This window comes from Vibrio sp. 2304 (assembly GCF_033339475.1).
GTDB classification, from domain to species: Bacteria; Pseudomonadota; Gammaproteobacteria; order Enterobacterales; family Vibrionaceae; genus Vibrio; species Vibrio alginolyticus.
Genome location: NZ_JAWOUQ010000007.1, coordinates 127,471 through 153,518, shown reverse-complemented (window position 1 = coordinate 153,518; position 26,048 = coordinate 127,471). Strand labels below are relative to the sequence as shown.

The window sequence follows — 26,048 nt, the reverse complement described above, 5'->3', positions numbered from 1 at the left end:
TTCTATTCTTTTAGTCATCGGGTCAAGACATGTACACACCAATTTATTCTGAACAAGACCTTCAATTAGTACTCTTCAGAGCTAACGAGGGTATTTGCACGAATGGCATTTCTGTATTTGAGGGGGTAATAACAGGCAAAGAATTTGCTGAGAACTTCACTGAAGAAGAGAGCTCAGATAGTTTAAATGAGTATCAAAAAAGACAGAGAGACCTTGAGAAAGGTCGTGCACAAGGTTTGATTAAGTATTTCGACAATAGGGAGGATACAGTACTCCCTAGCATTACTGTCTTTGTTTCTTCATTAAAACTCCATGAGGAAATATCTATTGGTAACAAAGAAGTCGTCACAGCCACATTAGAAAGTTCATCTGACCGTCTTGTATGTGATGGTCAGAACCGTTTGAATTTGTTTAAGGACAGAGTTACGAATGCTAGTCCTACTCAGTACCATACGCTGGGAGTTAAATTCATTGTTACAAACACGGACACCTTAGAGCCAGTCACTCAAAAGATTAGACAGGTATTTTCTGACTACCACTTACACCTTCGTAAACCAACATCAGCACAAAACTTATTCTTTGACAGCTCGCAAAGCTTTTCCAGATTAATTAGGGACCAGATACTCGATAATGTATTAGTTGATGGTCATTCACTAAAGCGGTTTATAAGTACCACAGGAAAACCCAAGAAATCCCAGTTAATGGACTTGAAGCAGTTAGGCGATTTCATTTGTACCGCATTAGGTACAACTCCTGTAAAAATGAACAAATTGCTTGAAGGTTCAAGCGATACCGAAGCTGAAATAATTCGCTTAACAACTCCATTCCTCACCAAGTTTTTTTCTCTTATACCTATGAGGTTTCTTTCAGACTCAGGGCCAAATGTTATGTACACGAAAAGTATATTTTGGAAAGGGACTGCGATAGTAATTCGATCTATCTTTGAAGAGCATTTGTCTCGAATGCATAAAGCCCCCATTGATTGGTCAGTACTAGATGGGATAGTTCGATTGCCTGTGAAAGATATTACACATGACTTTTGGCTAGAGAATAATGTAGTACAGAAATCTATTTCAAGAAATGGAAGTATTAAATACAGAATGATCCGCAGCTCAGAGAGAAGCTGTGCTACTGCTATTTGTAAAGAACTAGAACTACCCTCAGTGGGAGAAGAAGTATGAAGTCACCAGAGAGTAATGACTTAGACCTGAAAGCACATCGATGCCCTAATGCGATGACAATGGCGAGAATGGGTCTATCTCGAGCAATTAAGGAAGGTGTTAATGAGTACAACATATACAGCATAGAACCACTGTTAGGAAAGCACATATCTGCTTACTTAAATGATGTCCAATGTAAATTTGAAATTCACATTGAATCGGTAAGGATACGTGACGAACATAAAAAGTTATGGTGTAACGAAAGCACAATCTTTGATGAAGATGATTTCGAGTTTGCAGAGCACTACTGTCGGTACCGTATCGCCTTCACCAACAAATCAAATTATGGTGAAAGTTGAGTACAACCCTTAAAAGAAACCGTGAACCAATTTCCTTAGTTCGAAAACTAAAGTTGATTGTAATTCGCTCAAGGCCTATATTGCTTTTTATCCATAAATGACAATGGTAGATTGCAATGAATAACATTAATCTCATTACAGTGGGGATTGCTTTAGCGGTTTCCGCCCCCTCTGTAATTGCTTCAATCAAAGCACCACACAATGCAGGGAGCTACAATAAAGTTATTAAGGTTCCTTCACACATGAACCAAACAAGTGCAGTTGGCTTGGATGATACTTTAGGCTCCAGAAACATCTCTGACGAAACAATCGTTGAGCTCCCAACCGTCCCAGATGATCCAGTAGGGGACTTTGAGATCCCCAAACCTGGAGAGGATGAAGATGAGGCAGTAGATATTACTATTAACTGTGGATGTGCTTCTGTGAATGTCGCAAGGGGAGCATGTTTTTCTCCAAAAAGAGCTAAAAGCGCAATGGACAGCAAAGCAAGTGGGTACTTTAGCTCATCTTATGGTTCATATTGGCCTAACTCGTCGAACATTGATTTCCTTGTAACATATAACCTGGAAACCAAAGGGATCACAAAAATAGCCATCACTGATCATAGTAAAATATACAATCTCACTGATGAAATCGCTAATGCTGGTTTATTTGAAATTTCCGGGCCAGTGACATCAACTGCTACACCTAGCTGTAGAGTAAGCTTAACTCGTGCTGCGTTTGCTGACATGGGATACTACACAATGGGTGCAGATGATCCATGGAGAGTAAGGTATAGAGGGTGGGCACATTACAACAAACCTTCCGGTTCCAGATACAAAACTGTAAATGGTGGTACCACAAGCACTCGACCTCCATCCGGGAAGACCTACTATTACTAGATAGCTTGAGTTTGTAAAAGCTTTTCTGGGCCTCTCAAACAAACCTTCCTTGGTGTACCAGGTCTTAATATACAAGTGGTACATCAAGGACGTTTTCTTAAAGCGTTAGTTTTCGTCCTAAATGTCACCCCAGACACTATTGGACCATAGTAAATCAATAAGATAGAAGAACACCTCTATCTAAGTGTGACATCTAGGACGAAAGTTTTCTATCTAGTGCCACCGCATATATTTAACTCATTGATATGCTTTTCTACTTTCTTATACTCAAGTAGGCTTTACGTCCTAGATGTCACAGAGAAGAGATTTTTATCTTTATTTTCAATGCTTTAAATATATTCAATGATATCTATAGTAACTAGCTTTTCTTAAATTCCCAACTGGGCTAAACCATTTTACCCCTACGAATGTTTTCGTCCTAGATGTCACCTATCACTCTTTACTGTATATCGAACGTAGAGAAAGTATGACTCCAGTGTGTAGCTTTTTATATCAGCCTAAGGCACAAATAAAATATCTTTTATTTTCAGTCAGTTATAATCATTAAGTTTGAGCTTTATTCTATAGAGTACTGGACACACATTGTTGCTTCTTAAAGTATCATTTTAAAACCGTCCTAAATGTCACCCCTCACGCTCTTGACACAGAAAAACAATTAAAATACATATACTTATAAAAAATCCGATTAAAACATCGCCATAGAACAGTGACACCTAGGACGAAAATAGAGAAAAAAACGCATTGCATATTCATTGATCCCTTACTTTCGTCCTAAGTGTCACCCCTCCAACTAGAAGCAATAGATACTATCCTTATAATTCAATACGTTAGAAGGAGTTCTGAAAAATTAGCTTAACCTTCATTTACAGGGTTTTCATTCAAAGGAAGCAAAAAAGCAGGTTATAAAGAAGGAATTGGGTCTTCATCACCCACAAAACAACTTCAATCACGGATAAAAAACAACAATTAGGGAGTTGGATCACAGTTATTGAGAGGTTTAGCCACCAGCAATATCTGGTAAAGGTGACACTTAGGACGGTATTTTGAGGCAGAACTAGCACACTTGATTGTTGAATGTGCTAGTTGGATGGAAATTTACTTCTTTGGTGTGCTAGTTGAAGCTAATCTTCATCATCTGTGACTATTTCATAGTCGGTTACATCAATGACGTCATCTGATTTCTTCATTGATGTACCTTTAGCATCTTTTGACTCTTCACCAAACTTCTTAATAGCGCTTAGGACAGCAGGGGATATATCTTCACCATTCAGCAATAGTTCTCCAATCTGCTCAGTCAATGCGACCATTTCACTCTGCTTTGGTTGAAGGTTGGCATTGATAGCTTTGATTGCTGACCTTGCAAGGGATAGTTTACTTGGGGCCTTTTTAGAAAGCTCCCAGGTAAACTTAAATGCGACAGTCTTGGTACCTTTTCGAACATCCTCGTAGGAAAGACTTTTGAAAATGTGCAACTTATTAAGTTCTTCAATTGCTGGGTTAAGCCAACGTTTCTTAAGAACCGCAGTTCTGTCATACGAAGAGGGCAGTTGCCACCTAGAGCGCATCCAATCAACATCTAGAATTAGGTTATTTCTTAAATTCTTCCACTGATTGATAGCCTCATAAAGCCTCATGGTATAAACGGAAGATAAGTTTCCTGCTTCACCTATCAGCAGCTGTGTATAGTTTGATGTGGTTTGGTTAATGATACTAATCAACTCAGCATTCAAATACAGCACTACATGTCCTCGTTTAGGACGATAGCTCTGTTTAGTGGTCCAGTGGATAGCATCATAAGCTTTTTCACCATCTTTGCTGTCTTCATCAGGAAGATAGATAACCACACTTTTCTCATGTAAAGATTGTGCTGCGCGTTGTATGTCTCTTGATAGGTTTTTCTTCGACTCATCATCTATCTCGAAGTATTCGATGAACTCTTTGTTAGAAATAGTGATCGGATACTGACCATATTCCATTGTTTTTAAATGTTCGGGAGTAGGGTTTTCCTGATTAATCCGCTTGAGGCACATGTATACAAGCCGCTTCTCATAACGAGTAAGGCTATAAGCTGCCGTTGTTAAAGCGTTCGCTTGTCTAACAGTAAGATCGTTTTTGCTGTTGTTCTCGGTCATGATACTGATACACACAATAAGAAATTGTACCAAATGTAACATTGTAGGCTTAAATGTGCCAGTAAGTAAGCAAACCAACCTTATACATACTTATACAGACTTATCCACAACCGAAAGCGTCCTAGATGGCACGGTAAGTCGTCCTAAGCGATCTTCAAATCTTCCTAAATGTAATAGTGTTTCGTCCTAGATGATCTTAAACGAATTCCTAACTACTTGAATTATAAAAACATAGATAAGTTATCAACACCCTAATAAGATCTTAAAAAAGATCTTAATAAGATCAATAAAAATATTATTATTAAATAGTGTCTAGAAATTAATCAGTTAGAAGGGTAAAGGGACGATCTTGGAGAACAAAGAAGTAGTAATAGTTCTTTTTTTGCATGTTAACTCAAAAAGCCACTCAGTAGAGCTATATGAGCTAATTTGCTCTATTTAGACACATATACCGGGTTGTGTCCAATCATAAGCATAGAGGCGCTCTCAGCTTGCATTTGCCCTAAATTTTCAATGACGATCTTTAGATCATTCATTTAATTAACCATTTGGTTTAAGGATCATACGCACGAACACAATGGGTTTAATCTTCCGAGGCTCTCCAGAACCATCATGTCATATAAACAAAGAAAGTTAAAAAATCATACACAAACAACTGTTATAATATGGTATTTACTGTTATACTAATGGGGAATTAACGGTTCTATCCCGTTGAAATATATGTAATAGCTTGGGGGCTAAAATGAAAAGAAGATCTTTTGTAAGTAGAGAAGAACTAAACTACGCTAAAAATTTACTAGTCTCTTATGGCTGTATGAATAAGGTGATTAACAGCGCAATTCAAATGGTAGATGAACTTGATATTGAGCCTGGCCTAAAGTTCCAGGCTAAGATGGGATCATTTAAGAAGGAATTGGATGTAGCTATATCAGCTATAGGAAAACCAGAATCACGTGCCAAGTTCATTCTAAACATAACGAACTTCTTGGTATCATGGTATGAAAGTGGAAATAAGTGCTTAGACAAGTTCTCGGTTGCCAGGTTTTCAATTTTGCTCTTTCATGCTACTGAACTTAAATTAATATCCGCTCGACAACAATTGGATATCATTTATGGGTGTTTGAAAGTTAGCGAGTTACCAAAATCAGACACACATCTGTTAATCCAACTGCCCATAACCCAGGATATCTTCACTTTAGAGAAAGTGCAGTCTCACCAATCTAAGGCTCATGTTATCAACCAAGACGATCATACCCTCGTTCAACTTGATATATCTGATGTTCCAAAAGAAAACCAAAGTGCGATAATTGGTGCGCTAGACGATTTAAGTCTGGATGAGGTCTCACTTTCAAAAGATGGAAAGTACCTTTCATTACTCGCTCCATTAACCTTGGAATGCGGCTTAGAAGATACACTCAAGAAGGTTGAAGCTCTAAAGGCGTGTTCAATGCTTGATGTATTTTGCCAATTTAAACCAATCTCTTTAGAAGAAATAGCTGTTAAGTATTGGGATGGTAAGCAGTACTTTGATGAGCTGGCGACAATGTATAAAGCAAGCTCTCAGTCAGAATCTACTCGACAAACTATAAGCAGTGCACTTGAACTAGTTAATACCGGTTACATTCTGAGTTCTTTAGATGGTTTATCCACTCTTTGTCATCGTTTAGCTGTAGATACGGACAAGGACTATAAATATAAAGGATCGTCAGCTCTATATGAGCTTCTGGACACTCTAAGGGGGTTTTATAGAGACTTACTATGGAAACTCGAAGATATGGGTTATGAGTTTCAATATACATCTGCATTTTCGAACGTGCTTTAGTTGATTTTCGGGGATTCCGATTAATGCTTCCACTAACTAAACACATTAACTCGGATTCCCTTTGCTCCCTGTCGCACTTACAAGGTCATAGCGCTAGATTTTAGCTGTATGTACTGGATAGAAACTAGGCATGGGTATAGAAGTTAATCAGAAACACTTCGACTTGATTTAACGTTTGACACTAATTAATAAATCAGCACTCAGAGGGAAACATTTTGTCAGATTTAGACTTCACAAAGCACTGGACATCCGAACGTACCCGCAAAAAGCAAACAGCTCTAACAAAGCTATCAAATGGACTTCTAAAAGAAGTAGTCGAAGACCCATTCTCTAGAGACTTGTTTGAACTCGAAGAAATTGAAGCGATGAAAGTCGCAGCAAAGGCTTTGAGTAAAGCAAAAGAAAAGTTTACCAAAATTAAAGAGAAGAAAGCCCGTATCGAAAAACGTAAGGCTCAAGAGTTAGCAAACATCAATAAACAAGCGAAAAAATATGCTATTGAGGTATTAGATTCGCTTAATTCCAATCCGGATACTTTTACACGAGAACAGCTGTGCCTATGGGTGACGGTCGCTCACTTTACTAGTTCTGTTTTAGATCCTGAGAGTTGGGAGATAGACATTAACGATAATATTGCTAATCACTATTTAGAGAGTGATCACGCATTAAGAAGGCGTAATGTTTGGACTATGAGAAGTAAGGCTCTAAACGCTTTCGAAAATTATTTTAAAAGAGCATGGCAATTCTCTTTTGAAACAGACTCTTGGGTAGTACGAGTGCCAATTAAAGAGTCCGTAGCACAACTTAAGGCACTAATAAATCATGATGAGTACATCAAAAATGAAAAGCTATATGCTCATTTACTTGAGCCTTTAGAGGCTTACAATCGTGAGGTTGATGCAATTAAACGACGCAAGAACATGAAGTCTATTTAACCAGGAGAAGATTCACCAATGACATACGAAGAATTGTACGCCGACTGGGAGTATTTGTTTAAAAAAGTTGGCTGTGCTGAAGACATGACGGGTGGTTATGTTGACTCTGAAGATTTAGAGGAACTACTTAAAAAGCCAACTAAATCTACAGCAAAGAACTGCTTGAATAGACAGATCGATTATTGGTTCAGAGCTGGAATTCAGTTCGACTATGACCTCAAAGGTAGGTCGGTTTTCGATCTCATAGAAGAGTATCCGAAGATAGAAGAAATCGCAGACAGACACTTTGTTGATTTAGATGATTGTCCCGACCCTTTCGTTAAGACAAATGATTAAAGGGGAAAGCATGGTAGATTTATCTATTTATAATATTCGACCTGAGCCTAAAGAAGCTGTCTGCATTGGCTGCGGGTGTAGTGATAATAATGCATGTTTTGAGAACTCCCAGGCATGTTATTGGCTAAAAGTGGATAGAGAAAAACAGCAAGGTGTTTGCTCAAACTGTCATGACCTTTTGTCTCAGTAAATTTAGGAAATGGATGAATTTTCTATAATCACAATCGCTTAATGCCTAACTATAGGAAGGAAATAATGAGTCGTCTTGAAACACTTATAGAACAGAGCAATGATGAACTTTGTAGTGTGTCAGTCCCTGTTAAAGAACAGTGTCTGAACCGATGCAATGAATGTCCAGTTGATGATGAGTTAATTGGAACGTTGACAACAGATAGTAAGAGCTCAACAGAAGAGTCACCAAATGAGTGAGAAAGTACTTCTAGGCACATTATTGGTTGCAGGTTTTTTGTTAGCAGTGAGATGGGCATTTAAGAGTGATACATCTTCATTTGATGAAGCACTTAACAGGTTTCTATCAAGTGAACAACGAAAAGAGAAGAAAGGTAACTCAAATCCTAGTAGTGCTTACGAACGACGCAGGAAGGCTATGTTTAGCGGCACAGATTCGATGGGTTGCTATCAAAAGCACAAAAAGGCCAACGAAAGGCTTCATCGTAAAAGGTGAACCTTAGATAAAAAAATAGGCCCCATATCATGCAATATGATGACCTGGTTTATTAATTGGTCTGGGATGTATTGGTGTAGGAGAGGAATAAAGTTTCATGCTGGTTGTCTTGAGCATCCACAGATTGAGCGGTCCCATTCAAATACGTTTCTGGACAATTATCATTTTCGGAAAATCAAACATTAGCAATCCATGAACAACTCTATGTCTGGGAAACTACTCCCGAACTCATTATTAAGGTTGATTTAAAACGCCCAGCCCCAATATTCTTATAATCCACCCACAACGCTACCTTGGCTATGCAAATCAAACGAGACTTTGACTACTACCACAACCTTCACAACGTCATTACCCACGCCCTGCTTCATTTGCTGTGTCAGGTTTCCGCATCTTCCCGTTTTGTTCCAGTAAAATCACGCAATGACATACTGATAAAGTACCTTAAGCCAAAGCTCAACGATAAGTCGTTATCGAATATCAAAAAAGACATCAAACTGATGATCAGCTTAGCAAGAAAAAAAGGTGGGAACCTAGAAATGAAACTGCATCAACTTAATTCACAATCGAAGCATACAAAACTCATCGGTGCTGAAAAGCTTTATAACCTACTCGTACACCTTTATGACGTAGAGGGTATCGAATCAAGACTGTTTGAGGAGGGTAGTGAAGCGGAGCCTGGGATTCTTTATATGCTAGAGGAACAAGTCGAACACGGTTTTGACCAAGAACACAATCAACTCACCCCGTTATCGATGCTTATCCAACTAGAGCGTGCACCTGAATTAATTGAATCGATTAATGCTCACGGCCTATTTCTTGCTGAAATGAAAGAGTGGAACACCGAGAAACATCAAGCCCACATCTTAGTACACCCAGCTTAAAAAAGCTGGCTAGCCATCATTTAAACGCCCGCTCATTCTATCTTCCATGAACTGGCTTCACCAGCTAGTTCTAAGTTGGACATAAACGTTTTAGAAATGGCGGCGTACTCTGATGGCTGCCATTAAGTATAAAACTTTAATACTCAGTATCAAACTTATTGCTTAGTAACGAAACTTTATTCCTCACAAACAAATGGAGTTAATGGGTTTGAAAGCTCTCCACTAACAGGGTTCCCCCTAGTCGCCACCGAGGCCCACCCGCCGGACTTACCCCTGCATTACTAAGTCTCGTTCCTCGCCAAGTATTGCCGCTCATGGCTGTTATCCACCAGCGCTAGTACGATGCCAACAAAACCCCATTGTCACCGTCCTAGCAGAATGCTGGTGGCCATATGATCCGCCTTCGGCGAGCTAAAAGCATTTGTATCGCTTTTCTTAACGGCTTCGCCTAAAAAGCTGACCCTCTATCGAGCCCTATTGTGTCGCCTTTGTCCGGCCCAAAGTCCAGATAATAAGTTAATTATATTTCACAAAGGTTAGTGTTTAAATGTGGTATCTATTTGTTGTTTTTTATATAATTATGACATAGTTAAGGCAAGTGAGATCAATTGCTTGGGGGCAGTATGATAAAGGTATTAGAGAAGAAAGTTTCTCTCCATAGAAATAAACTAAGAGTATTCTTCGAAGGGCAGTATTTACTAATGGCGGGTTTTAAAGGAGGGGCTAAGTTTCAGCTTAAGTCTGACCGTACAAAGAAAGAAATTAAAATAGTTATTGATCGTTTCGGCTCTCGACAAGTGACCAACTCAAGACGAAACGGTAAAGAGCGACCTGTCATTGACTTAAAGCACGCTGATTTAGATATTTTCGGAGACCATGTAAAAGCCTACATCAAAGATGGTGAAATCCGAATTGTCGAATTGCATTCAGTCCAAGAGATTCATGACAGAGAGCTGAGGTTTAAGGATATGACGAGAAATCTTAAGCCATTAAACCATGCCGTATTCAGCTTTAATTCTAATTTGGTACTCCTTTCTAACGAGTTGGAATACAACTCGCCAATAGAGCTGTTTGATCTAAAGAAGAGTAGCATCAAGGCTGAAGTGATTAGCTTACAAGGTGCGCCAGAGGCTAATTGTTACTTTTACTTAATGACTGCCTTCATCAAAACACTTCAACCATCTGCAATTTTTATAGATACACAGTGGACAGAACCTCTTGAAGCCGCATTTTCCCATACTATGAAAAATATGGGGTACGTAAAAAGTGATGAATTGAATGGTTACTTATCTAAAAATATCTCAGGGGCTGAGCTTGGTTCTGCTTCTGTTGAACTAACTCCGGCTTCACTTATCAAGAAGTTATGTCTCGATAGAGTGATAAAGACTTGGAGGAATCTAAAACAAAAAGAGCGTGTTCAGAGAGCTATGTCAAAGTACAAAGCGAATATACCTTTATCCACTTCAGATATATTTAATGGTATAGGGGTATTGTGCTCAAGTATTTCCGATGGACTTAAGCGTAGTAACCTTTCTACTTTCGTAAAGGTAATTGTCGAATCGAGTGAAAGGTACTTCAATGCATGTCTGCAAAATAATCCTGTGTGGGCTGGGGAGGCACCGGAAGAGCAATACGGATTAAATATGCGATTGGAGAGTGTTGATTTGTCCAGAGGTGGTGTTAGAACGGAAGTCAATTCAGGATCGCTGCCTTGCGAAGGGAGTTCCATAAGCGGTAGATCTAAGAACGGAAATAAATTTGCAGAAGCACACAAAAATACAGGCGGGTGTTTTATCGATTTCTTGCACTGGCAGTCGATAACGAATCCAATTATTTCTGTTTTTGAGAATGTTACTTCATTTACTAAATCAAACTCATACGCTGTTATCGTAGATACGTTTAGTAAAGTGTTTGGGTACAACTTTATAAATATGACATTAGCAGGTTCTCAGTTTGGTGCACTTGAAGATAGAAAGAGGCTTTGTGGTATTGGATACTGCAGCTCCTTCAAAGAGGGTTTAAAGGACTTTATGCCCCAAAAGGTAAGGACAACTTATAAATATAGCTGCTTAGCTGATGTACTCGATGATATACCTGAAACTCATGAAAGCTATAAGCCCTATACATATTTAGTGGAAAAGGAAAAGAGAGACATTGCTCAAAAGAAAGGCTTTCGACTCCAGTGGCTTAAGCCTACTGCTACAAAGGTAGGGTGCATAACCAAATCATACCAAAAGTGTCGATCTACCGATCCATTTCTAATCCATAGCAATGGTAAATTAGCTAGGTTATTTACAACTGTTGAACATGCCAAGTGCAAGCAAATACCAGAATCGTTCGTTCGCGATCTGACCGTAGGACTAGCCCACGAATGTTTGGGCCAGTCGGTGATTTACTCGGCCTTTTGTTGGGTTGGTGAATGGGTTGGTAAGTGGCTTAACAATGTGTTAAACACACAATACGAGCGAATGGCGGTATAGAATCTAAATAGAATATCGACCTGCAATAGAGCTCTTTTTTATTGCTGGTTATGAATTTCTCTCCACTAACAGGGGTTCCCCCTAGTCGCCACCGAGGCCCACCCGCCGGACTTACCCCTTGCATTACTAAGTCTCGTTCCTCGCCAAGTATTGCCGCTCATGGCTGTTGTCCACCAGCGCTAGTACGATGCCAACAAACCCCCGTTGTCACCGTCCTAGCAGAATGCTGGTGGCCATATGATTCGCCTTCGGCGAGCTAAAAGCATTTGTATCGCTTTTCTTAACGGCTTCGCCTAAAAAGCTTTCCCTCTGTCGAGCCCCATTGTGGTCCCTTTGTCCAGGCCAGAGTCAATCTAAATAGTTAATTATATTTAACATTTATTTGTGTTTTAATATGGTATTTATTGGGGGTTGTTAGTATAATTAACACATCAAATAAATACGTCAAATCATTTGTTAAACATAGATAGCTTGGGGGCTACAGATGCAAAATTTAGTTAATAAAAAAATCGAGGAATACATTGGAGAAGACAAGGACCTGCTTGAATATAAGAGCCAGCTTGATCCTTCATCAATTGAGCGAGCTTTTAATGGCCAATCTCAATTTCCTGAGCGTCACGCCGCTCAAGCAGTAGTTGACTACTGCAACGCATTACGGACATTCAAAATTTCACTTCATGAGCTGATCAAGTCCACTTCGGAAAGCGCACCATCGAAGGCGTTTAATTGTTCAGTGGAAGAAATTGTTGAAATTGAGTTTGAAGAATTTCAAAGAAAGTTAAAACGCTACTTCGATGAGTACATAAGTGCAGAGTCCAAATGTATCTCATGGCATGTAACAGGGCCAGCGAGATTCCCTGTGGCGAAAGCAGAAAAGGCCAATAAGAATAGTAGGGATAAGCTTAATCAATATGCAGATTATCCTCAGAGAGCCTTAAAAGCCATTGCAAAGAAACTGTTCCCCGATGGGGATGGTTCAGTTGTCAAAATGTCATCAGATAACCCGGTTGAGCAATTAAGAATTAAAATTAGTGAAGCGGAAACAATGCATGGCTACATGAAAATAGCTAATCGTTTAGTGCCAGCTGCATATAAAGCGTCTGAAAATGGAGAGCTTACAGATAATAGTGCTGCTGTACTTGAAAACAAGATGCTTGAACGTGGTATACCTCAAAACCTCCTTAAAACGTTTTTGGAGCCAAATCCAATAGTAAACACTTGGGGACGATTTAGCTTAGCAAACTCAAATGCTAATATCCGACGATTAAAACAACGTTTAGTCGAAGCAGAGCGAGTCGAAGAAAGTCGAAATTCAAACTCATTAGAAGGTGAATTAGAAAATGGAATTAAGCACGGGGTTATTGATGGGCGCATTGGTATTTGGTTAGGTGGTAGGCCACCGAAAGAGGTTACCCAAAGACTAAGAAAGTTTAGCTTCAAATTCTCACCAACCCGAAATAATGCATGGGTTCGCGCTCATACTGTGAATGCTGAGGCGGTATTTAAGAGAGACGTAGTACCATTTCTTGAACAGCTAGATCCTCAAACATTTGATTAAACGCTCCCCAAGCGAAAAGCCCTTGCTTACAAAGCAGGGGCTTTTTTTTGTCCGTATAAATTCAATAAAAGAAATAGAGACCTTGCAAGAAAATTTCTCTCCACTAATAGGGGATACCCCTAGTCGCCACCGAGGCCCACCCGCCGGACTTACCCCAGCATCACTAGGGCTCGTCCCTCACCAAGTTCTGCCGCTCAAGGCTGTTGTCCACCAGCGCTAGTACGATGCCAACAAACCCCCGTTGTCACCGTCCTAGCAGAAAGCTGGTGGCCACATGAATCGCCTTCGGCGAGCTAAAAGCATTTGTATCGCTTTTCTTAACGGCTTCGCCTAAAAAGCTGTCCCTCTGTCGAGCCCCATTGTATCGCCTTTGTCCGGGGTAAAGTCAACCAATATAGTTAAATATACTTAACTATATTTTATGTTTTAATGTGGTATTTTAGAGCGTGTTTTAGTATAATTTCCTTAGTTGCTTATGTAACTATCTATTTTAAAACAATTGCTTGGGGGCAATATGAAGATTTCATCATTCGATAAGAAAGTAGTCATTTCATTACTTAATCAGCTAACACCCGAAAAGACTGAAACATCCACGGAGAGAAACGGCGAAATAGACAAAGTAGCCCTAGCTGTTCGATTAGGGAAAATCCGATTCATTAAACAAGAAGACCAGTATGTAGATTTAAAAGCTCTATCTGGTGACCTATTTGATCCTGATGTGAACATCGATATAAGTAAAGAAGAACTTAAGCGAAGTGAAAGTGCTTTTAGAGTGCGTGTTCATCGTGAAGGTGTTTGGATTGTCGAATCGCAATATTGGACCGGGAGAGCTTGGGAAGGTATCGAAGGTATCTCAAACAATGTTATTTGTGGCTTTGTAGGTGATGACTTTGTTGGCTCTGGATACGAACTGGATTTAGGTCGCGAAGCACTTACTGCATACAATAGCCAACCCCTAGACGCGCTTGGCTTTGTAATTGATCCGTTCCGTCAAGAATAGTAATCGGTAAATCTAACGTGTATAGAGGGCTCAATGGCCCTCTTTTTTAAAAAGTTGCTTGGGGGCAGTATGGACAGAATCGTAAAGATCAACGAAGAAAAGAAGGTACAAGTAAAAAAAGCACTTACACTAGCATTCAAGTGCGTAAATGCTATTCAAGGCAAACGTCTTAGAAGCATCCGAACCCAACCTATTCAGAGCAAATATGGAAATTCCGACAAGGTGCAAGCATGCTGGTACAAACAGGTACGTGAATTCGAAACCAAACTTGGGTACTTACTGGATGATTTAAATACGGTGCTCCCTTACCTGGAGTGGGTCAATCAAGTACAAGATTTAGGAATCAAAAAATCTGAATGCAAAGGCCAACTTTTAGAGGTTGATTACATTACATGTAATCTCCTTACTAATCTGATTTACAAGTGTACCGCTTTTACAGAATCCTCAGAACACCAAGTAGGTCGATTTACATTCCACGAAATACTTCATGAGTTCATAAATTTAATGACTGTAAGGCATGCACTTGTTTACGGGCTACCACCTAAAATTGAAACAGTCTTCCTAAAGATGATCCGCAATAAACAAACAAGCTTTTTTAAGAATGGCTTTATCCCAGATCTGTTTGTTGTTGATGCTTGCAGTGAGATCAATAACACACTTAAAGCCATTAAATGTAGTAAAGATCGCGTATCTACCCACTCTGTAGAGCCTGGGTATAAGCTTACAGCTGAAGAAGCTAGCTACTACGATTTATATATACTGTAGAAAAATTTGACTGGTCATTATGGCCAGTCAAGCGCTCTCCACTAACAGGGGTCCCCCCTAGTCGCCACCGAGGCCCACCCGCCGGACTTACCCCTGCATCACTAGGGCTCGTCCCTCACCAAGTTCTGCCGCTCAAGGCTGCTGTCCACCAGCGCCAGGACATTGCCAACAAACCCCCGTTGTCACCGTCCTAGCAGAATGCTGGTGGCCATTAGAATCGCCTTCGGCGAGCAAAAAGCATTTGTATCGCTTTTCTTAACGGCTTCGCCTAAAAAGCTTTCCCTCTGTCGAGCCCCATTGTGGCCCCTTTGTCCGGGCCAAAGTCAACAAATATAGTTAATTATATTTAACAATCACTTGTGTTTTAATATGGTATTTATGTGTGAGGTTAGATATAATTATTAACAGTTAATCAATGATATACATTGCTTGGGGGCAGTATGGAAAATTTAGCATTAAAGTTAGTACCCGTTTCAGAACAATTTGAATCAGAATCCTTTTATCAAACACCTGAAGAGATCAAGAAGGAGTTCGAGGTCTCCTCAAAAACTTCAATCGCACGTAAATCTGTTAGTGCCCCATTAAAACAGTTTCTCTCACAGTTCCCTCATTTAGTGTCAGCCCCAGCTTTGAACTATGCGAAAGGGCGTGAACAAGAAAGTAAGGACACTCAAGCTATATACGATTTATCAGGTATGTGTGCAGAGTACGATTACACATTTTGTCCTGATCTAGACATTCTTAAAGCGCATTACTCATTTGTATATTGTGGATATTGCACCAATGTATTGCCCCCTTTACCCAGAAAACAGGTCTGGAAAAACCTAGCTAAGCTCTGTAGTCAAGAGGGCGGCATAGTCGTTGTTTCAGCTCGCTCTAATACGGACCGAGGAATTAAGGGAGTACCGGAGTTTGATGGGTTTCGTACACTCCGAGGTACGTATCAAAAAGGATATTTTAAAGATGAGTTGTTTTTTGAGGCGAAAGAAGTCTTTTCCCACGTAATAGAGCTCAAAACAAAGGGCGCATTTAGGATGGTCATTTGTTCACACTCGAACATCAATTTAGACCAAGGGGAAGGCTAATGTTTGATATCAACAACCAATATACAACAGTTGAGCTTAGCACTGGCCATATAAAGGAAGGAGATGTAGTTGCCCTTGATGAAATCTCTAAGGAAGAATTTTCATTAGTAGCAAAACGAAATACGGGCTATTTCATTAAATTGCATACACAACACGATTTAAATATCCGTAAAGAATATTCTGACGAGCTAAATTTTATCCTTTCGAAAGCAGCCCAATTGGGTTTTAAGTGTGTCGAGTTAGATTCAGATGCAGGAGAAGAGCGATCATTGCCGATCTTTGAGTGGTCCTAACCTATAGAATTTAGCCATCGTCTCGGTGGCTAAATTGCTCTCCACTAATAGGGGATACCCCTAGTCGCCACCGAGGCCCACCCGCCGGACTTACCCCTGCATTACTAAGTCTCGTTCCTCGCCAAGTATTGCCGCTCAAGGCTGTTGTCCACCAGCGCTAGGACATTGCCAACAAACCCCCGTTGTCACCGTCCTAGCAGAATGCTGGTGGCCATATGAATCGCCTTCGGCGAGCAAAAAGCCTTTTATCGCTTTTCTTAACGGCTTCGCCTAAAAAGCTGACCCTCTATCGAGCCCTATTGTGTCGCCTTTGTCCGGCCAAAAGTCAATCAATATAGTTAAATATATTTAACTGAAATTAGTGTTGTTATGTGGTATTTAGCAGTCTGTTTGGTATAATGGCTATTATGGATTGGGGCAGAAATGCTTTAATCGTTGATTGATATTCAAGGCTTGGGGGCTTTATGAAAATTATCGTAACTGAAGGTGCATTTAAAGGTTGCAAGGGAGCACTACTTGAAGTGCTAGAAGATGGATTCTCTTATGTAAAACTTGAGACTTCAAAGGGTAGTGAAATTAAAGTAGTTTTGCGGGGCAATGAATTTGACCAATATACGGAGTTTTTAACTTCAGTTCGATTTGGCTCTTCAGAGAGCAAAGCTTTCGTTGTCAGTGCTATCAATCCTAAGCATGCAGCCTATATTGCAGCCCAGAACATTAAAGAGTGTTGTAAGAATGAAAATGTTCATGACTTTTTTGTAGATTTGGTAGCTGACCGGGAATTCAACATCAGTCAAGGATTTCAGTTCTCATCCAAAGAGCTAGAGCAAGATTTGTTTACTGGCTTAACAGCTTAATCTCAAGGAGTAAGAGAGGAATATCCATGCTGAAATATATTGAAAATAGCTTAACTTCAATACCATTGTGCGAATCAAGGTTTTCTTCTGGAGAGGAGGTCATTGTCGTTAATGGTTATGGCTTAGTTCTGCAAGGCTACAAAGTGATAGGTTTCTCACAACCGTGTCAAGAGAGGCAAGCCTATATTCACTTAGATTGGGACTGCTATTGGTTCTCATTACCAGATAGCAGGGTATTTAAAACCTATGAGCTGAGCTCTTTTTATCGTATCTACTCACCAACCAAAGGATTTTTAGGTTTGGACGATGATAACAGCCTGATCTGGCTCAGTAACTCGCAACACAGTGAACTTTACAGTCAAACCACAAAAGACAATTTTTCAGCTACTTCAATGTGTGAAAACGGTGTTGCTGATGCTGTTTATGTTAAAGCATTAGACTCAGAACCTACCAGGGATTAACGCTCCCCAAGCGACCAGCCCCGGCAATATTGTCGGGGTTTTTTTTGTCTCTCGTGTTAATGAATTCATAGAACTAAAATAGAAACTTAAAATTGCTCTCCACTAATAGGGGGTTCCCCCTAGTCGCCACCGAGGCCCACCCGCCGGACTTACCCCTGCATTACTAAGTCTCGTTCCTCGCCAAGTATTGCCGCTCATGGCTGTTGTCCACCAGCGCTAGTACGATGCCAACAAAACCCCGTTGTCACCGTCCTAGCAGAATGCTGGTGGCCATATGATTCGCCTTCGGCGAGCTAGAAGCATTTGTATCGCTTTTCTTAACGGCTTCGCCTAAAAAGCTGACCCTCTATCGAGCCCTATTGTGACGCCTTTGTCCGGGGCAAAGTCAATGTAATTAGTTAATTATATTTTACTTTATTTAGTGTTTAAATATGGTATTTGTCTATAGGGTTAGATATAATTATTACCAGTTAATCAACTAGATATATTGCTTGGGGGCATTATGGAAATTACAACAGTTATAGACGAACAAGGTCTGTCATTCATTCTTTCACAATCATTAGGAAATGTTGAGGTGCTTTATGACTGCGGTTCTTCCGTACTTCTAGACACCCCTAGTAGTGCGGAATACAAAAAAAAATTTGGTGCTAGTCGTCCCTCAAGAGCAGTAGTTGTTCACAGTGATATAAAGCCCAATTGCTTAAAGAGTCAGTTCATTATCAACAATATGAAAATGTCGGCACCCTTAGAAGACACTTTCTATTACCAATGGCTGGAGAGAAATGAGTGCGATACTCGCCAGGTAACAGGCAATAAGATCATTGATAAAGCCAATTTTTTGAACGCTCTTGGTTTCCACCCAGACATTCACTTCCTCAGTGAGGATACTTTGACTGTAATCAAGCATGCACATGACCATTTCTTTTTCAACAAACTTAATGAGAAAGAGCAATCTGATGATCACTCCATTGAACATGAACTGTCATTGCTTCTACCAATAGACAACACACTAGTATTACCTCAAAAGCAGCTGAAGCACTACAAAGCGATAAAGAACTTATTACTTAAGGCTGGAGGCAAATACAAAAAAGGTGCATTTCATTTCGAGTATAGAAACGTAGTTGATATACAAAAGAAACTTATCGAAGGAGAAGAGCTCAATGATAAGAAAAAATACCAAATGTTTTTCTCTCCGGACACTCTAGCAGATGAAATGATGATTGACTTAGATCTCAGGCCTGAACATAGATGGATGGAACCTAGTTGCGGCGATGGTAGGTGTGCAAATCGTATGGCTCGAATTAGTGATAATGGTGTTGCTATCGAGCTGAACCCTCAGAACTTCGACATGCTTAAGCATCATAGATACGCAACTCACTGTATGGACTTTATGGAGTACCCTGAGGGTAATAAGTTCGACCGTATTTTGGCTAACCCCCCATTCAATAAGCACCAGGATATTAAGCATATAAGAAAGATGTTCAATCACTTAGACATCGGTGGCCGCTTAGTTACCATAGCAAGTGATGGAGCGGTTAACGGGACCCGTAGAATTCAAAGAGAATTCCAAGAATGGCTGAAGGAGCTGGGCGCATCGGTCACTAGTTGTAAAGAAGGGACTTTCTCCGAATCTGGTACACAAGTGAAGACTGTAAAAATAGTGATTTCAAAAGGTAAATCTAATGAGTGTTAAATGTATAGCAAGACCTAAAGAAGGCGAGAGCTGTTTAATTACTGGACTAGAGGCATCTAATCTATATTGCTATGGGGAAAATTTTATCTTGAAGGAGTTGGTACCAGCTCCAGCTGATGGTTGGACCTACGAAGATTTAGAGGAGTGCTGCTCTAAGTTTGAATACGATTATGCAGATGTCTATCTAGGCGAGCAATGGATAGGCAGCACAGAAATTTAGTGGTTAATTGAGAATGCCATGGCCTTAGATTTTTTAAGGGCCATGTCACCCCAGGAATTCACTAAAGACGAACAGAGTAATAGAAAAAATACCACAACATAGATGTTATAATGTGGTATTTTAATTCGTGTTTTGTTATACTCTTTACATGGCTTGTTAATAAATTCAATTGCTTGGGGGCAATATGAGACACAATAATATTCTCATTTCTTTTGAAGAAATGAAGCAATTTCTCAAGTTTCATTACAGACATTCACGGCTATATGGCCGTAACAAAGATAATGGCTGGGATGATGGATACGGTGACCGCATTGTAGAGGCTTATCATATCGATATCATTAACGGTAAGCGCTGCTATATCTCCCGGCATGAGCACCAGAAAGCTGATGGCTTAAGTTTCTCTTCCCAGGATGTATTCAACTATATTGGATACATTTCATCAAATGACACCCTCGAGGCTGAGCTTGAAGTGTTAAAAGAAATGCTAGGCACTGACAGTCAAACAGAACCTAAGTTAGGTAAGAGCTCACATGTTACTACTAAAGATTTGGCAAAACAGAAATATGCTATTTACACGAGAATTTTAAGCCTTCGACCTCGAGCTAAAGTTTCTTGAGGATTACCAGTATAAAGTTTTATTTCGTTCGGCAACTAGGAGCTAATCTTATGAGTAACAATATTATCGCTTTCTTATTAATAGCAGTACTTTCTCCCTCGGTCAGCGCGGTGGGTCAAATCGATGAGAACGTGAAATATACCTCAATACCAACGGTTCATCATCTGAACCAAAAGTAGTAGAGATACTTCAAAACCCCTCAAAAAAACTCAGTGTTAAGCACTGAGTTTTTTTTGTCCTGTGAACAAGATATTGAGATGAATTTTCTCTCCACTAATAGGGGTTCCCCCTAGTCGCCACCGAGGCCCACCCGCCGGACTTACCCCTGCATCCCTAAGGCTCGTTCCTCACCAAGTGCTGCCGCTCAAGGCTGTTGTCCACCAGCGCTAGGACATTGCCAACCAACCCCCGTTGTCACCGTCCTAGCAGAATGCTGGTGGCCATATGAATCGCCTTCGGCGAGCAAAAAGCATTTGTATCGCTTTTCTTAACGGCTTCGCCTAAAAAGCTGACCCTCTATCGAGCCCTATTGTGACGCCCTTGTTCGGGCCAAAGTCAATAAATAAAGTTAAGTATATTTTACTATTTATAGTGTATTAATATGGTATTTATTGAGGGTGTGAGTTATAATGTTTTTAAGTTAAGAGAACAACTTATTCTTAATCTATTTTTCCGATGCTTGGGGGCAACGATGATTAAACCAATTTCAGTTACTGTATTATTTTCTGAATCAAAAATGCTTGAAGAGAAAGATTACTCTATCGAAGATTTTGAACAACTTGCTCATGAAGTAGCTGCAAAATGCGAACTAGGGTATGAAAAGACAGATGTTAAGGTAACTTTCGATTCTGGCACGATTTTCAATATTGACCTAAGCCTGGGTCGTGGTTGCGACAAAAGTATAAAAGAGCGCCTAGGGAAGTTGAAATCGTATGTAGAAGAATTCAAGGAGCGATTGACACGAGAAGAGCTGCTTGAGTTTGGTTTTCTAACTAAGGTCGATTTAGAAGATATCGACAACAGCAAGAACAAGGCACTTTATTCCTCTATTATTGCCGAAGAAGCTAAGCGCAAGGAAGAGGAAGAAAAGAAAGCATACGAAGAAAGGCAAAAGCGCATAATGGAACATCGGAAAGCGGTAGAGGCTTTCCAGGACAACTTATCTATCCCTGAAGATGCCCAGGCGGTTATCGTTGCCAAATTTACCTCTATGAGTGATAGATCAGACCCTTATACTGATTATTATGAAACACTAACTAATAGAACCATCATCCTGGCATGGTCAAAGCACACCCGTGATCTATTTTCTGAGATGCGTAAAGCAGCGCTAAACCACCAAGACACCGCAGCCCTATCCGACAAAGAGCTTAGTACAGAGCACAGAGAAAAGTATTCTATGGGACGAGGCTTTTATCTGACAAATAAAGATTACATTCGTTGCGGTATAGAAATTAGGAAGATAGTGCTCAACACGAACGATAAAAAATCAAGTGTTCCTTATGGAGAAATAGCTATTCCAGAAAAGAAGGTTACTGGCAAGAAAACAGAAAACAGTAGTAATCAATCCGAAGTAGACCTTAAGAACTCTATTGTTGGGAAGGCCAAGCCAATTGAGGTGATGCATCACACAAAAAAAGGCCATTTAGTTTTCGTGGTGAACTTCGAAGAAAAACAAAGCCCTGATGTTTTTAAGTCGTTGCTTTCAGTGGCTAAGGAGAACAATGGGTATTACTCAAAGTTTAAATCTGATGGCGCTATCCCAGGTTTTCATTTTACTGACCGTTCGGATGTAAATGGCTTCTTCAAATGCATTGGTATGTTGGCTGATTACTCATGCCTTAACGAGCCATCTAGTAATGGTCAGCAAGACAACTCTACCAAGGAGCCTATCAAGCTTAATCAGGCCGAAGTCGTCAGCGTCGAAAGTGGAAAAGTGAAGGAAGGGCAAGGAAGTAGCTACATCAAATCTATGATTGCCAATAAGAAAAAGCAACATGAAGATGTAAAGAAATGGATTGGATTTACTAAGGTTATCACAGTACAGGTGGGTAGCTTTCCACAGGAACAGATAGATAAGCAGTCATTTCTCGATATGTCAGAGTTGTTCTTAATGTCAGAACCAATCGTTAGTAATAACACTGTGGTTTATAGCTATGAAGATACGATTTTCACACTCGAACTTGAAGCAAACATTAGCTTGAATGTACATTAGACCTGGTATTGGTTTTGGGTTGTTTTTTATGTGGAAATTATATTATTACAATTTAGGTGGGTCAGCAGTAGAGAGAAAGCCTGAACCTCTTTCGCATACTTTAGAAGACAGCCTGAACATTCTCGAGCGAAGGTTTAAAAGCCAATGCCTAACAGAAGTGGTGAAGGCTAAACATTTTTCCTTGTACTCTATCTGTGTCCCCCATAAGGGAAAGAGCAATCAAAAGTCAATTAGTGGAAGATTGCTGGTATATAGAGAACCAGCACCAGAATAACCGCTCCCCAAGCGACCAGCCCCGGCAATATTGTCGGGGCTTTTTTGTCTCTGGTGTACATAAAACCAATCAACTACAATCGAAACATAAAAATTACTCTCCACTAATAGGGGTTCCCCCTAGTCGCCACCGAGGCCCACCCGCCGGACTTACCCCTGCATCCCTAAGGCTCGTTCCTCACCAAGTGCTGCCGCTCAAGGCTGTTGTCCACCAGCGCTAGGACATTGCCAACCAACCCCCGTTGTCACCGTCCTAGCAGAATGCTGGTGGCCATATGAATCGCCTTCGGCGAGCAAAAAGCATTTGTATCGCTTTTCTTAACGGCTTCGCCTAAAAAGCTGACCCTCTATCGAGCCCTATTGTGTTGCCTTTGTCCGGTCCAAAGTCAATCAATATAGTTCAGTATATTTTACCATGTAAAATGTATTAATGTGGTATTTTAGGGCGTATTTTAGTATAATTTCCTTAGTTGCTTATGTAACTATCTATTTGAAAACAATTGCTTGGGGGCAATATGAAAACAGAGTTCTGCAATTACGATAATCTTAAAAAAGTCGCTCAAGGCCAAGCAATGCTCTTTGTTTGGCCAAATGAACTAATCAATAAATCACTCACAACAATTTCTTTTACTGATGAATCTAAAGAACTAGGTCTTCAACCACTACTGATAGACGCATTCACTGCTTCCATACTAGTAAAGGTGTTAGATGCGCTAAGAGAATCAACGCAAGATAAGGTTAAAGAGAGAATTCAAACAGACAGAGCGAACTTCTGTCTGTTCTACGAAAGAGCAATGAGTGTCATCTGACAATCAAGATCATTTGTAAATGTTAGGAGGAAAGACATGTTTAAGTACTTACCAATAGCAGCTTTTCAAGCTGAATCGTTGCCAGAGACGAATGCAATTGCTACTACCCCCGATAAAACTGAATATTATCTAGACATAGCCGCTGCCAAGGAGCTTTCAGTATATGACCAACTGGTAGATATTGAACCAGAAATTGCTACATTGGCTGAAAGCGGCACGGAAGTAATAAACCTAAGTGTTTACTAATTAATGGGTATTTGACCCCAGGTAAGCCGCAATGAGTTAACATTGCGGCTTACCTACTCTCCACTAACAGGGGTTCCCCCTAGTCGCCACCGAGGCCCACCCGCCGGACTTACCCTTGCAATGCTAGGTCTCGTGCCTCGCCAAGTATTGCCGCTCAAGGCTGTTGTCCACCAGCGCTAGTACGATGCCAACAAACCCCCGTTGTCACAGTCCTAGCAGAATGCTGGTGGCCATATGAATCGCCTTCGGCGAGCTAAAAGCATTTGTATCGCTTTTCTTAACGGCTTCGCCTAAAAAGCTTTCCCTCTATCGAGCCCTATTGTGTCGTCTTTGTCCGGGCAAAAGTCAATCTCAATAGTTAACTATATTTAACTTAAATTTGTGTTTTAATATGGTATTTAATGGCGTGTTTTAGTATAATTCCTTTAATTGCTAATGTAACAATACATTCTAAAAAACAATTGCTTGGGGGCAATATGACCAAAACAATAAGCAGCTTATCTATAAGCAAGAGAAAGAAGTACATAACTACCTGCGGAAAGACCATATCGTTGTGCCCTGAAATGCACATCTGTAACTATAATTACATGGATCAATATCGTACTCAGATTGCGAGAAGGAAAGAGCTATTCCAGAAGAATGAAAATGCATATCTCTATTTTTCATACAATCTGGAACCAGGCAGTCCAGTGTATTACTTTTCGAATGGTTACAATGGGATTCACATCGATGACGTAGACCGGGAGGACTGTCTATTCTTCGGTATTATCCTCACTACTCAGATCATAGAAACGGACCTACTCATCATTTTTTTAATGTCTAAGATGCTGGTCAAAAAGAAAATCAGAGAAGGGACATATGTCTATGGCATTCATGACAAGACACTACCAGGACAGCTAGCACACCACGAAGTCGTATGGGATAAGCGCAAACAACTTTTCAACGATCATTCTGAAGTAATTAAGAAAATAAATGAGATTCATAGCTACCTTACAAGCAAGGAGATATTAGAGCTCCATAAGGAGGCCGTTCATCATTCAATCACTGCTAGTAAGGAGAATGTATGAGATTAGTAGGATTAAAGGTATTCAATAAAGATAAAGTATTAAAAGGGAAGGTTACCCAGCAATACACATCCAGTACTGATGATAGGGAGGTGCTACTAATCAACGATGATTATGAGATCTGTATAGAGCAGGTTGATTACATACTCTTCACTCTAAAGCCGGATGAGCGTGGTGAGCATCTAAGAATAAAATAACCCTATGATAGCGGCTCAGGTCCGCTATCGAGCCTTAAGCCAGAAGAAAACATAATATCAGTCTCTTTCAATATCAAAGCTCTCAATAGACTACCAAAATTACATGTGTATAAATGTGGTATTTAACTCGGCCACTTGCTATAATATATAATAGTTGTTAGCAATTGCTTGGGGGCAATATGAAATTTAGAGAAATTGATGGAAAGCAACAGGTTTGTTTCGAACTGGAGGACATTCCAAGTTTTGGCAGTGACATATGGTTTCAGGTCGAATGCTTAGATGGTCTGTATTGTCTGCTTCTTAGTTACCTACGAAATTGCGGACCAACAAAGCAAGAAGAGACGATAAATAAAAAACGTAGACTCGCATTGCTACACATAAGAAAAGCATGGTGGATAATAAAAAGACAGAGATTACCTTTAGATGTCGTCAAAGGATTTAGTGTGTCAAACAAGTTTGCAAAACTTAAAGGCTTTACAGTTCTAGGATAGATTAAACTACAAGGTAATTGAGTGATGACTGATACAAGTGATCTAAGACATGTGTATAGGCTAACACTGCTTGGCAGTGGTACATGTAAGTTTGGCGACTGTGAAGTTTGCAACGAGCATTTTGATACCGGTTACTACCTAGTTCAAATGAGAGTGTATCTGAATAGATTTACCGGGAATGAACATTTGTCATATTCAGGGTGTTTTGCACTATTTGGTCATAAAGAGTGCTTGATTACTCAAACATGACTATATCGATGATTTTTATCATACGCTAAAAAGAGGCTCCCAAGGGAGCCTCTTTTTATTAGGTGGGTTTGTGAGATTTTAGCTCTCCACTAACAGGGCCCCCCCTAGTCGCCACCGAGGCCCACCCGCCGGACTTACCCCTGCATCCCTATGGCTCGTCCCTCACCAAGTTCTGCTGCTCAAGGCTGTTGACCTCCAGCGCTAGGTCGGTGCCAACAAAACCCCGTTGTCACCAACCTAGCAGTTTGCTGGTGGCCATAAGTTTCGCCTTTGGCGAGCTAGAAGCAT

The 26,048-nt window shown here is 40.2% G+C and carries 26 protein-coding genes; 25 read left to right on the top strand and 1 reads right to left on the bottom strand.

Features of this window, described 5'->3' with window-relative positions; all coding sequences use genetic code 11:
- The first annotated feature begins 29 nt into the window (after positions 1-29).
- The 3 genes from R7P64_RS15620 (at position 30) to R7P64_RS15610 (ending at position 2,400) form a co-directional block, all read left to right on the top strand.
- Positions 30-1,181 carry a DGQHR domain-containing protein gene (locus tag R7P64_RS15620; protein ID WP_077202323.1) on the top strand — a complete coding sequence of 384 codons (1,152 nt, stop codon included), beginning with the start codon at positions 30-32 and terminating at the stop codon, positions 1,179-1,181.
- Positions 1,178-1,519 (top strand): hypothetical protein, encoded by a 342-nt coding sequence (locus R7P64_RS15615; protein ID WP_042776211.1) that lies wholly within the window; start codon positions 1,178-1,180, stop codon positions 1,517-1,519. Before R7P64_RS15620 ends, R7P64_RS15615 begins: the two co-directional genes overlap by 4 nt.
- A gap of 116 nt (positions 1,520-1,635) precedes the next feature.
- Entirely contained in the window at positions 1,636-2,400 is a 765-nt protein-coding gene (locus R7P64_RS15610) for a hypothetical protein (RefSeq protein WP_025633937.1), read from the top strand.
- Positions 2,401-3,521: 1,121 nt separating this feature from the next.
- Here R7P64_RS15610 and R7P64_RS15605 read toward each other — a convergent pair.
- On the bottom strand, positions 3,522-4,532 hold the full coding sequence (locus R7P64_RS15605) for a RepB family plasmid replication initiator protein (RefSeq protein WP_158083951.1): 1,011 nt from the start codon (positions 4,530-4,532) through the stop codon (positions 3,522-3,524).
- Positions 4,533-5,274: 742 nt separating this feature from the next.
- Here R7P64_RS15605 and R7P64_RS15600 point away from each other — a divergent pair.
- From R7P64_RS15600 to R7P64_RS15495, 22 genes are all read left to right on the top strand, one after another.
- A complete protein-coding gene (locus tag R7P64_RS15600; protein WP_025633934.1) occupies positions 5,275-6,354 on the top strand; it encodes a hypothetical protein in 1,080 nt (359 codons plus the stop codon).
- Between the two features lie 215 nt (positions 6,355-6,569).
- A complete protein-coding gene (locus R7P64_RS15595) occupies positions 6,570-7,289 on the top strand; it encodes a hypothetical protein (protein WP_025633933.1) in 720 nt (239 codons plus the stop codon).
- Positions 7,290-7,307: 18 nt separating this feature from the next.
- Positions 7,308-7,625 (top strand): hypothetical protein, encoded by a 318-nt coding sequence (locus tag R7P64_RS15590; RefSeq protein WP_025633931.1) that lies wholly within the window; start codon positions 7,308-7,310, stop codon positions 7,623-7,625.
- A gap of 255 nt (positions 7,626-7,880) precedes the next feature.
- Positions 7,881-8,054 carry a hypothetical protein gene (locus tag R7P64_RS15585; RefSeq protein WP_155486753.1) on the top strand — a complete coding sequence of 58 codons (174 nt, stop codon included), beginning with the start codon at positions 7,881-7,883 and terminating at the stop codon, positions 8,052-8,054.
- On the top strand, positions 8,047-8,310 hold the full coding sequence (locus R7P64_RS15580; protein WP_025633930.1) for a hypothetical protein: 264 nt from the start codon (positions 8,047-8,049) through the stop codon (positions 8,308-8,310). The genes R7P64_RS15585 and R7P64_RS15580 overlap by 8 nt, the downstream gene beginning before the upstream one ends.
- A 299-nt stretch (positions 8,311-8,609) precedes the next feature.
- A complete protein-coding gene (locus tag R7P64_RS15575; RefSeq protein WP_054574998.1) occupies positions 8,610-9,191 on the top strand; it encodes a DUF2913 family protein in 582 nt (193 codons plus the stop codon).
- A gap of 623 nt (positions 9,192-9,814) precedes the next feature.
- Positions 9,815-11,671, top strand: a complete 1,857-nt coding sequence (locus R7P64_RS15570) for a DNA cytosine methyltransferase (protein ID WP_054574999.1) — start codon at positions 9,815-9,817, stop codon at positions 11,669-11,671.
- 484 nt (positions 11,672-12,155) lie between these two features.
- Entirely contained in the window at positions 12,156-13,229 is a 1,074-nt protein-coding gene (locus R7P64_RS15565) for a hypothetical protein (RefSeq protein WP_025636739.1), read from the top strand.
- 514 nt (positions 13,230-13,743) lie between these two features.
- Positions 13,744-14,229: a hypothetical protein gene (locus tag R7P64_RS15560; RefSeq protein WP_042776734.1), complete on the top strand. Its 486-nt coding sequence runs from the start codon at positions 13,744-13,746 to the stop codon at positions 14,227-14,229.
- 69 nt (positions 14,230-14,298) lie between these two features.
- Positions 14,299-14,994 carry a hypothetical protein gene (locus R7P64_RS15555; protein ID WP_213899636.1) on the top strand — a complete coding sequence of 232 codons (696 nt, stop codon included), beginning with the start codon at positions 14,299-14,301 and terminating at the stop codon, positions 14,992-14,994.
- A 440-nt stretch (positions 14,995-15,434) separates the two neighbouring features.
- Positions 15,435-16,079, top strand: a complete 645-nt coding sequence (locus R7P64_RS15550) for a hypothetical protein (RefSeq protein ID WP_025636769.1) — start codon at positions 15,435-15,437, stop codon at positions 16,077-16,079.
- On the top strand, positions 16,079-16,372 hold the full coding sequence (locus tag R7P64_RS15545; RefSeq protein ID WP_025636768.1) for a hypothetical protein: 294 nt from the start codon (positions 16,079-16,081) through the stop codon (positions 16,370-16,372). Before R7P64_RS15550 ends, R7P64_RS15545 begins: the two co-directional genes overlap by 1 nt.
- 464 nt (positions 16,373-16,836) lie before the next feature.
- A complete protein-coding gene (locus R7P64_RS15540; protein WP_042776621.1) occupies positions 16,837-17,229 on the top strand; it encodes a hypothetical protein in 393 nt (130 codons plus the stop codon).
- Between the two features lie 26 nt (positions 17,230-17,255).
- Positions 17,256-17,690: a hypothetical protein gene (locus R7P64_RS15535; protein ID WP_078535620.1), complete on the top strand. Its 435-nt coding sequence runs from the start codon at positions 17,256-17,258 to the stop codon at positions 17,688-17,690.
- A 502-nt stretch (positions 17,691-18,192) separates the two neighbouring features.
- On the top strand, positions 18,193-19,383 hold the full coding sequence (locus tag R7P64_RS15530) for a class I SAM-dependent methyltransferase (RefSeq protein ID WP_054575002.1): 1,191 nt from the start codon (positions 18,193-18,195) through the stop codon (positions 19,381-19,383).
- A gap of 88 nt (positions 19,384-19,471) precedes the next feature.
- Positions 19,472-19,603: a hypothetical protein gene (locus R7P64_RS15525; RefSeq protein ID WP_254919935.1), complete on the top strand. Its 132-nt coding sequence runs from the start codon at positions 19,472-19,474 to the stop codon at positions 19,601-19,603.
- 184 nt (positions 19,604-19,787) lie between these two features.
- The gene (locus R7P64_RS15520) at positions 19,788-20,219 is read left to right on the top strand and encodes a hypothetical protein (RefSeq protein WP_025636572.1); all 432 of its coding nucleotides are present in this window, start codon (positions 19,788-19,790) and stop codon (positions 20,217-20,219) included.
- A gap of 691 nt (positions 20,220-20,910) precedes the next feature.
- Positions 20,911-22,431: an LPD25 domain-containing protein gene (locus tag R7P64_RS15515; RefSeq protein ID WP_139364687.1), complete on the top strand. Its 1,521-nt coding sequence runs from the start codon at positions 20,911-20,913 to the stop codon at positions 22,429-22,431.
- Between the two features lie 788 nt (positions 22,432-23,219).
- Positions 23,220-23,513, top strand: a complete 294-nt coding sequence (locus tag R7P64_RS15510) for a hypothetical protein (RefSeq protein WP_025636822.1) — start codon at positions 23,220-23,222, stop codon at positions 23,511-23,513.
- A gap of 36 nt (positions 23,514-23,549) precedes the next feature.
- Positions 23,550-23,759 carry a hypothetical protein gene (locus R7P64_RS15505; RefSeq protein ID WP_025636820.1) on the top strand — a complete coding sequence of 70 codons (210 nt, stop codon included), beginning with the start codon at positions 23,550-23,552 and terminating at the stop codon, positions 23,757-23,759.
- A 476-nt stretch (positions 23,760-24,235) separates the two neighbouring features.
- Positions 24,236-24,826 carry a hypothetical protein gene (locus tag R7P64_RS15500; RefSeq protein ID WP_139364688.1) on the top strand — a complete coding sequence of 197 codons (591 nt, stop codon included), beginning with the start codon at positions 24,236-24,238 and terminating at the stop codon, positions 24,824-24,826.
- The gene (locus tag R7P64_RS15495) at positions 24,823-25,020 is read left to right on the top strand and encodes a hypothetical protein (RefSeq protein ID WP_025636691.1); all 198 of its coding nucleotides are present in this window, start codon (positions 24,823-24,825) and stop codon (positions 25,018-25,020) included. The genes R7P64_RS15500 and R7P64_RS15495 overlap by 4 nt, the downstream gene beginning before the upstream one ends.
- Positions 25,021-26,048 lie beyond the last annotated feature (1,028 nt).